This is a genomic window from Streptomyces acidicola, assembly GCF_009377235.1.
Taxonomy (GTDB): Bacteria; Actinomycetota; Actinomycetes; order Streptomycetales; family Streptomycetaceae; genus Streptomyces; species Streptomyces acidicola.
This window is the reverse complement of record NZ_VMNX01000007.1, coordinates 108,029-114,095: the sequence shown is the minus strand read 5'-3', so window position 1 is coordinate 114,095 and position 6,067 is coordinate 108,029. Positions and strand designations below refer to the sequence as shown.

Genomic DNA, 6,067 nt, shown 5'->3' with positions numbered 1-6,067 from the left:
GTTGGTGTGGGGTGGGTCGGCGTGGGGATGGTGTTCATACGGAGGGCTGGGGCTCGGTCCGCCGGTCGAGGGTGGCCCCTTCGGGGAACTCCGCGGCGGGCTGGAAGGAGGAGATCTCGAAGTGCACCACCCGCTGTCCGGTCTCCTGCCGTTCGTCGCACACCACCTCGCCCAGCGACCGCCAGAACGCCTCGGCGCCGGGCACGCCCGGGTCGGTGTGCAGATAGACGCAGCGGTAACCGCCGTCCGCCGCCGCGAAGTCCAGCAGCGCGGCCACCAGTCGGCGGGCCAGGCCGCGCCTGCGGTGGTCGGGGCGCACGTAGACGCGCCGCAGCTGTGCGGTGGTGCCTGGCGGGTAACGCTCCGCCAGCCGACGGGGGTTGGGGGGATGAGCCGGGCCCCGTGAGTCGAGTGCGGCGGTGGCCACGACCTCTTCGTGCCGGTCGTCGACGGCCACCAGCAGGGTGTGGCGCGCGGGGGCGACGTACGCGCCGTGGAGGTCGATGATGTCGCCGTGCCACCGGGGCACGTAGCCGGTGCCGAAGTCCCGGTAGACGGTGTCGAGCATCACCGCTCGGGCGCCGTCGAGGTCGTCTGGGGCTGCTTCCCTGATGCTGTGGCCCCGGCCATTGATGCTCTGAATCTGCACCTGCGCATCATATGCATTAAGGATTGCGCTTGATGATCGGGGATCGAGGATCGGGGATGGGGCGATCGGGGAGACGGATCGGACGGGGGATCAGAGATGTGCGCCGTCTGATCGGGGGCGTGCGTCCCGTGCTCGGGGAGTGCGTGACTCGTAGGCACTCTCGTGCTGCATGTTCGTGCGCGCCGCACGCGTGCCGGGACCACTTTCGGGTACGTCGCAGCCATGCGGATCAGCGTGGTGGATGTGGGATCGAACACCGTCCGGCTCGTGGTGGCGGATGCCGAGGGGGGTGTCCCGCTGCCGGTGCACACCGCGAAGTGGCGGTTACGGCTCTCCCAGCACGTGGCGCACGGGGGCCGTATCCCCGACGAGTCCGTGCAGCAGTTGTGCGAGGCGGTCGCGGCGGCGGGCCGGACGGCTGAACGGTGGGGCGCGGCGGAACCGTTGGCGTTCGCCACGGCCGTGGTGCGCAGTGCGCCGAACCGTCCGGAGGTGCTGCGGGCCGTTCGTGCAGAGACCGGGATAGGGCTGTGCACGCTCCCGGGTGAGGTGGAGGCGGAGCTCACGTTCCTCGCTGCGCGGCGGTGGATGGGGTGGAGGTCGGGTCCGCTGGCGCTGCTCGACATCGGCGGGGGTTCGCTGGAAGTGGCCTTCGGGCGGGGGCGGTTGCCCGACTTCGCGGCCTCGCTGCCGCTGGGGGCCGCTCGGCTGACGCACGAGTTCTTCCAGGGGGAGGACCCGCCGTCGGCGCGGAGTGTGAAGGCGCTGCGGCGGAAGGTTCGCCATGAGCTCCGGGACGTGGCCGCCCGGATCCGGTGGGAGGGGCCGCGCACCGCCGTGGCGACCTCGCGTACCTTCCAGCAGCTCGGACGGCTGTGCGGGGCCGCGCCCGGGCGTCACGGGCCGTTCATGGAGCGGCGGTTGCACCGGACGGAGCTGCGCAGGTCGCTGGAGCGGCTGGCGGCGCTGCCCGCGGCGGAGCGGGCTCGGTTGCCCGGGATCTCGGCGCCGCGGGCCACGCAGAGTCTGGCGGGGGCGGTGATCGGCCACACGACGATGAAGCTGACCGGGCTGAAGGTGGTCACGATCTGTCCGTGGGCGCTGCGGGAGGGGGTGTTGCTGCGGCACATAGAGGACGGGCCGTCATGGTGGGAGGACATCGTCCGGTTCGGCGAGGAGATGTCGTGGTGCGGCGCGGCGACGGGGGAGGCGGTGCCGCTGCGGATCGCGACACCGGCGCGGTGAGCCGCGGACAGTTCGTCCTGGTGCTGCGGGCGCATGGGGGTTCGCGTCGCCCGCGGTTTCGTCGTGGGTCGGGTGTGTGCCGGGAGGTCTCCGTCCTCGGTCCGGCGGGTCTGTGGGGGAGCAAGTGCTCGGCGGCGGACGCCGGCCGCTGCGGGCGGACACCTCCCGGCACACCCCCTTAGGTCTGTACGCGGCTGCCGGTGCGTGGGGGCGGGCCCCGCACACGTTGCCTTTGGTGCGGCGATGTGTACGGAGCTCGCGGCGCGTGGTCCGTGCTTCCAGGGGCGCGGGGCTGTGTTGGATGTGCGGCTCCGCAGCGTGGGCGACCAGCCACCACGGACCCGCACCCGGGCACCCGCCCAGTCCGGCGGACGAGACCCCCGTGTGTATTCCTTGACGGGAATATAACCGCCGAGGCATATTGGACCCATGCTCCACGACTCTTTCTGGACCGCGCTGGCGGACCCGCATCGGCGCAGGATCATCGGCCTGCTGCTGGAGCGGCCGCGGCCCGTCGGAGAGATCGTGGAGGCGTGCGGGCTCAGTCAGCCGAGTACCTCGAAGCATCTCAAGGTGCTGCGAGAGGCGGGTCTCGTGCACGTGGACCAGGAAGCACAGCGCCGCGTCTACGCGCTCGACCCCGCCCCCATCGCCGACCTCGACGCCTGGCTGGCCCCCTACCGCCGACTCTGGAACGAGCGCCTCGACGCCCTGGGCCGGCGCCTCGACCAGGCGTCGGACGGCACCGATGCCGACGTCGGCACCGACACGGACACCGACGCCAAGGAACGACCCCCATCGAAGGACTGATCCACCATGGCCGCCGAACTCACCGGCACCTACCTCATCCTCGACGACGGCCGCCCCGCGGTCCGCTTCAGCCGTACCTACGACCACCCCGTCGACCGCGTGTGGCAGTTCGTCACCGACGCCGACGAGCTGACCCACTGGTTCCCGTGCCGCGCCGAGATCGAGCTGCGCGTCGGAGGCACGATCACCTTCAGCGGTGACCCCAACACGGAGGACTCCACGGGCACGGTGCTCGCCGTCGACCCGCCCCGGCACCTCTCCTTCAGCTGGGAGGGGGACGAACTGCACTTCGAGCTGGAGGCGCTGGACGACAAGCGCACCCGGTTCACGCTCACCAACGTCCTGTTGGCCGCGAACACGGCCGCCCGCAATGGCGCCGGCTGGGAGGTGTGCCTGGCCGCCCTGGACGCGTGGGCCCGCGGCGAGGACTTCGGGGGACCGCACGCAGGGAGCAACGCGCCCTGGCAGGAGATCTATCGCGGCTACGTCGACGCCGGGGTACCGTCCGGCGCCCCCATCCCCGGACAGGAGTGACCCTCACGCCATCTGCCGCCGCACCAGCTCGTGCAGTCGCCCGCCCGTGTCCGCGAGCAGCTGCGCGGGCGGGCCCTGCTGGGCCACCTTGCCGTCCTCCATCACGATGACGCGGTCCGCGTCCATCACCGTGGACAGACGGTGCGCGATGACGACCCGGGTGGCGTTGAGGGCACGCGTGCTCTCGATGACCCTGCGCTGCGTCTCGTTGTCGAGGGCACTGGTCGCCTCGTCGAAGAAGAGGATGCGGGGGCGCCGGATCAGCGCCTGGGCGATCATCAGGCGCTGACGCTGGCCGCCCGAGACGGCCCCGCTGCCCTGGACGATGGTGTGCAGGCCCATCGGCATGCGCTTGATGTCCTCGGCGAGCCCTGCCATCTCGGCCGCCGCCATCGCCTCCTCGGGCGTGTACGGCTCGGTGCCGCAGATGACGTCCAGGATGGAGCCGGTGAACGGCTGCGCGTGCTGGAGGACCACACCGCACTGGCGGCGTACGGCCGACTGGTCGAGGGCGGCGAGGTCCTGGCCGTCGTACAGGACGCTGCCCGAGACGGGTTTGTCGAAGCCGATGAGGAGCCGCAGCAGCGTGGACTTGCCGCAGCCGCTCGGGCCGACGATCGCCACGAACTCACCCGGCTCGATCCTGAAGGACACGTCGTCGAGGACGAGGGGACCGTCGTCGGCGTACCGGAACGACAGCTTTCGGGTTTCCATCGCACCGGACAGCACACCCGGCCGGGTGCTCGCCGTGCGCACCTCTGGCTGGGTCTCCAGCACCGGCTTGATCTCCTCGAACAGCGGCAGCGCGGACACCGCCGACACGAACGCGCCGGTGAGCTGTGTGACCGAGGTCAGCAGCATGGTCACCGAGGTGTTGAAGGTGAGGAACGCGCCGGCCGACATCGAGCCGCGGGCCGGTCCGGCCAGCAGCATGAACATCACCAGCGTGCACAGCGGCAGGTAGACCGCGCCGAGCACCGTGGTGAGGTTCTTGATGCGGCCCACCCGCTGCTGGAGCTCCCGGCCGCGTGCGAACTCGCCCGCCCAGGCCGCGTACGCGTAGTTCTCGGCCGCCGCGACCCGCAGTTTCGGCAGTCCGCGCAGGGTCTGGAACGCCTGGTTGTTGAGCTTGTTGTTCAGTACCACCAGACGGCGCTGCCAGCGCACCTGCCACAGGCCCAGCGCGAGGAACACGGCGGCGATGACGACGAGCATGCCGATCGCGGCCAGCGCCATGGGCACGCTGTACCAGAGCAGCAGCCCCAGGTTCATCGCGCCGACCGTGACCGACTGGGCCACCACCGGGCCGACGCCCGCCAGCAGCCGGCGGATCGAGCTGATGCCCATGGCGGCGCTGGCGAGTTCGCCCGTGGAGCGGGAGGCGAAGAACTTCGTCGGCAGGCGCAGCAGCCGGTCCCAGACGGCCGGTTGCAGCGTCGCCTCGATCCTTCCCTCCAGCCGCAGGATCGTGAGGTTCTGCAGCAGCATGAACGCCGCCGACACCACGCTCGCGATGATGATGGCCAGGCAGACCTGCACGATCAGGTTCTCCTGTGCCTTGGGCACATACTCGCCGAGCACCTTGCCCGTCGCGATCGGCACCAGCGCGCCCAGCGCGACGGTCACCAGCCCGCTGACCGCCAGGTTGCCGAGGTCGCCGCGCGTGCCCTGGAGGCTGAAGCGCACGAGGCGCAGAGGGCTCAGCGTCCGTTCGGGCAGCGGGCGGTAGAACATCACCGCACGGGGCTCGAACTCCGCCGCGTTCGCCTTCTCGATCGGTGTCTCGCGTCCGGAGGAGGGCTGCACGGCCACGTATCCGCCGCGCCGCCACAGCAGCGCGACCGGCGCCCCCGACAGGGCACGGTGCCCCACCAGCGGGCCGACGTTCTCCCGCCACCAGTGGCCGGTGAGGCGTACGGCACGGGTGCGGACGCGGGAGGCGATCGCGATGCGTTCCACGGGGTCGATCCGGTCGCTCTCCGTGCCGCTCTGCGCGGGCTCGGAGAGGCTGATCCCCGCAGCGCGGGCGGCGAGTTCGCAGGCCGCGTACGTGGCGTCGGCGTCGGCGGAGGTGGTGCGCCGCGCCGACGGCTTGCCCATCGAGGCCAGCAACGTCCGGTCGGCCTGGGCGCGCACGGCCTCGCCGGCCTTGATCCCGGCGGCCGTACGGTCCTCGTGGGTGCGCTCCAGCTGCTCGATCCACCGGTCCAGGGTGGCCAGCAGCCGGTACTGCTGGTCGACCATGCCCTGCCAGACCCTGGGGTCCATCAGCAGGTCGGCCGCCGCCTCCGCCCCGTACAGGGAGCCGTACTGCACGCTGCCCGGCGGCACCTGCATCCAGAAGACGTCGTCGTCGGTGAGCGCGGCGGCGTTCTCGGTGGCCATCGGCGCCTGGAAGAGGATCGACAGGCCCCGGCCGACGCCGAGGGCGAGGGCGTACTCCAGCGGGCTCGTCGTGGGCGGCACGTACTGCGGGTTGCCGTACTCGTCGTACGACCAGCTCGCGGTGTCGGCCTGCTGGTAGAGCTCGCGCAGTCCGATGCGGCGCACCACGCAGTCCCTGAGCGGGCGGGCCACCAGGGTGTGCTGGGGTCCCGCCACCGGGCCGAGCAGCAGCGAGCCCGCCTCCAGGCGGCCCAGGTGGTGCCAGTGGCCCTGCTGCACGGCGTCGACCGCGAACAGGTCGAGCGCGCCCGACGCCACCAGCCACAGGACCTGCGGACCCTCCAGGTCGAGGCGGCTGTGACCGGTGCAGTCCATCGGCGTGCCCATGGCGCCGAGCGCACCGAGGACGAGGTCTCCTTCGTGTCCTTCGTGAACGGTCGTCAT

Annotated in this window: 5 protein-coding genes; 3 read left to right on the top strand and 2 right to left on the bottom strand. The window is 71.5% G+C overall.

Going from position 1 to position 6,067, the window contains the following annotated elements:
* Nucleotides 1-34 precede the first annotated feature (34 nt).
* Complete coding sequence (locus FPZ41_RS04845) at nucleotides 35-568, bottom strand: GNAT family N-acetyltransferase (RefSeq protein ID WP_152859465.1); 534 nt, start codon at nucleotides 566-568, stop codon at nucleotides 35-37.
* A 303-nt stretch (nucleotides 569-871) separates the two neighbouring features.
* Between FPZ41_RS04845 and FPZ41_RS04840 the strand changes: the two genes are divergently transcribed.
* The 3 genes from FPZ41_RS04840 (at nucleotide 872) to FPZ41_RS04830 (ending at nucleotide 3,238) form a co-directional block, all read left to right on the top strand.
* The gene (locus tag FPZ41_RS04840; protein ID WP_152859432.1) at nucleotides 872-1,894 is read left to right on the top strand and encodes a Ppx/GppA phosphatase family protein; all 1,023 of its coding nucleotides are present in this window, start codon (nucleotides 872-874) and stop codon (nucleotides 1,892-1,894) included.
* A gap of 429 nt (nucleotides 1,895-2,323) precedes the next feature.
* The gene (locus tag FPZ41_RS04835) at nucleotides 2,324-2,704 is read left to right on the top strand and encodes an ArsR/SmtB family transcription factor (RefSeq protein WP_152859430.1); all 381 of its coding nucleotides are present in this window, start codon (nucleotides 2,324-2,326) and stop codon (nucleotides 2,702-2,704) included.
* Nucleotides 2,705-2,710: 6 nt separating this feature from the next.
* Nucleotides 2,711-3,238, top strand: a complete 528-nt coding sequence (locus FPZ41_RS04830; protein ID WP_152859428.1) for an SRPBCC family protein — start codon at nucleotides 2,711-2,713, stop codon at nucleotides 3,236-3,238.
* Between the two features lie 3 nt (nucleotides 3,239-3,241).
* Here the strand turns inward: FPZ41_RS04830 and FPZ41_RS04825 are convergent, their stop codons facing one another.
* The gene (locus FPZ41_RS04825; protein WP_152859426.1) at nucleotides 3,242-6,067 is read right to left on the bottom strand and encodes an NHLP bacteriocin export ABC transporter permease/ATPase subunit; all 2,826 of its coding nucleotides are present in this window, start codon (nucleotides 6,065-6,067) and stop codon (nucleotides 3,242-3,244) included.